Here is a 2,064-nt window from a genome sequence, read left to right on the forward strand (position 1 = left end):
CCCAGCAGCAGACGGTGCGGACCCGGTTCCCGCGCGGCTGCCGCTGGCTGTTCCCGGCATTGAAGGTCAACCTCGACGGCGCCCGGCCGATGCCCAGCATCACCTTCGCCGACTACCTCGACACCTGGCTGGAACGCATCCGCCTGGTCGACGAGCACGGCCAACCGACTCGGGTCACCGCCCACCAGTTCCGCCACACCCTGGGCACCCGGCTGATCAACGCCGACGTCCCCCAGCATGTGGTGCAGCAACTGCTGGACCACATGTCGCCGCAGATGACCGCCGTCTACGCCCGGCTCCACAACAAGACCGTGCGCCGACACTGGGAAAACGCGGTCAAGGTCAACGCCGACGGGCAGGCCGCCACCATCCCACCCGAGCATCCCCTCGCCGACGCGGCGTGGATGCGCCTGTCCATGGTCCGGGCCAAAGTCACTCTGCCCAACGGCTACTGCGGCGCCCCCGTGCAAACCGACTGTGAATACGCCAACCCATGCCTGGACTGCCGATTCTTCATCACCACCACCGACTTCCTCGACCAGCACCGCCGCCAACGCGACGAAACCACCAAACTCATCGACGACGCGCAGCGCACCGACCTAGCCCGCATCGCCGAACGCAACCGCCGCACCCTCGGCAAGCTCGACGCCATCATCACCGCACTGGAAACCACCCAGCCGGGACAGATCGTCGCCGGCGGCGCCGTGGAGACCCTCGCGGAGGATCTGGATGCCGCCGGCTGACCACACCGCCGCCCTCACCCGGGCCGCCCGTCAACGGGCGAAGCAGGCCCGCACCCGCGCCGAACGCGCACTGGCCGCAGCCGGGCGCACCGGCCACCCCGTCACCGTCGCCGGACTGGCCGCCACCGCGGGAGTGTCCCGGTCCTGGCTCTACACCCAACCCGACCTCATCGACGCCATCCGACAACTCCAGCAACGCCATCCCGCCCCTGAACGCACCAGCCCTCAACCGGCCAGCACCACCTCGCTGCGGCACCGGCTCGACACCGCGCTCGCCCGCATCAAACAGCTCCGCGCCGACAACGCCGACCTCACCCGCCAACTGGAAACCGCGCACGGCGAAATCCGCCGCCTGCGCCACACACCCGCACCGGCGAAGGAGCCGTGATGTTCGTCTACCGCCTCACCGAACCCATTGACGTCTTCGACGGGCTCACCCCGCTACCCGACTGGCTCAACGACGCCTCCCCACACGCAACCCGATGGGCGCTGCAAGCCGTCCTCGCCCTCGCCGACGCCGCACCCGACATCGGCTGGCAAGGCGACATGCGCCACCTGCCCTCCGTCGGCGTCATCCCCGACCCGCCCGCCGTCACCGCCTACCTGATCGTCAAACAGGATGACAACGGCACCACCTTCGTCGTCACCACCAGCAACGCGGCATGGCTGAACAACCACGCCGCCGCCTGCTCCCACGTCGCGCCACGCCCAATCGGCGCCTCGACCCACCCGACCTTCGACGACATCCCCGCACTATGACCCTGCCAGCGGCCCTGCTGCCGTCACATCTCCCGGACGCCGGCTCCGTCACGGCTCGTCCGTGAACCGATACACCTTCGAGTCACGCAGCTTGAACCCCAGCCTTTCATACAACCGATTCGCCGCCACCCGCGACGGCCGCGACGTCAAATCAACCGTCCGAACCCCATCAACACGGGCCAGCCGGACCGCCTCCCGAGTCAAGGCTGCGCCAACGCCCTGTCCCCGCGCCGCTTCGTCAACGACAACGTCCTCAATCCACGCCCGCAACCCCGTCGGGATTGGAAACGTCACCAGCGTCAAGGCACCGACGATCTGACCATCAACACGGGCGATGAGCAGCCGATTGCCCCGCCATGCCACCAGCGTCCGCAACGCCTCCGCGCCCAGAGGCTCGGCCGACCGCGACAGTTGTGGAAGTAACCGGCCGAACGCCTCCACAACCTCGTCAGTGACATCCCCCACGACCTCGATCTCCACGCCCATGACGGCGACTCTATCGAGCCAACAAGGCAGCACCGGCACAACCCGTCATGGACATGTCCACGACGCGAAAGACCAG

The 2,064-nt window shown here is 68.2% G+C and carries 4 protein-coding genes; 3 read left to right on the forward strand and 1 reads right to left on the reverse strand.

Annotated features, from left to right (window positions below):
- From AB0H28_RS29865 to AB0H28_RS29875, 3 genes are all read left to right on the forward strand, one after another.
- A partial coding sequence (locus AB0H28_RS29865) for a tyrosine-type recombinase/integrase (protein WP_358047429.1) occupies nucleotides 1-743 on the forward strand: 743 nt, incomplete at its 5' end.
- Complete coding sequence (locus AB0H28_RS29870; RefSeq protein WP_358047432.1) at nucleotides 730-1,131, forward strand: DUF6262 family protein; 402 nt, start codon at nucleotides 730-732, stop codon at nucleotides 1,129-1,131. The genes AB0H28_RS29865 and AB0H28_RS29870, both read left to right, overlap by 14 nt.
- Entirely contained in the window at nucleotides 1,131-1,502 is a 372-nt protein-coding gene (locus AB0H28_RS29875; RefSeq protein WP_358047435.1) for a hypothetical protein, read from the forward strand. Before AB0H28_RS29870 ends, AB0H28_RS29875 begins: the two co-directional genes overlap by 1 nt.
- 48 nt (nucleotides 1,503-1,550) lie before the next feature.
- Here the strand turns inward: AB0H28_RS29875 and AB0H28_RS29880 are convergent, their stop codons facing one another.
- Nucleotides 1,551-1,988, reverse strand: coding sequence for a GNAT family N-acetyltransferase (locus AB0H28_RS29880; RefSeq protein ID WP_358047438.1), 438 nt, complete (start codon nucleotides 1,986-1,988; stop codon nucleotides 1,551-1,553).
- Nucleotides 1,989-2,064: the final 76 nt, after the last annotated feature.

Origin of the sequence: Micromonospora sp. NPDC050980, from assembly GCF_040653835.1 — a bacterium.
Classification (GTDB): domain Bacteria; phylum Actinomycetota; class Actinomycetes; order Mycobacteriales; family Micromonosporaceae; genus Micromonospora.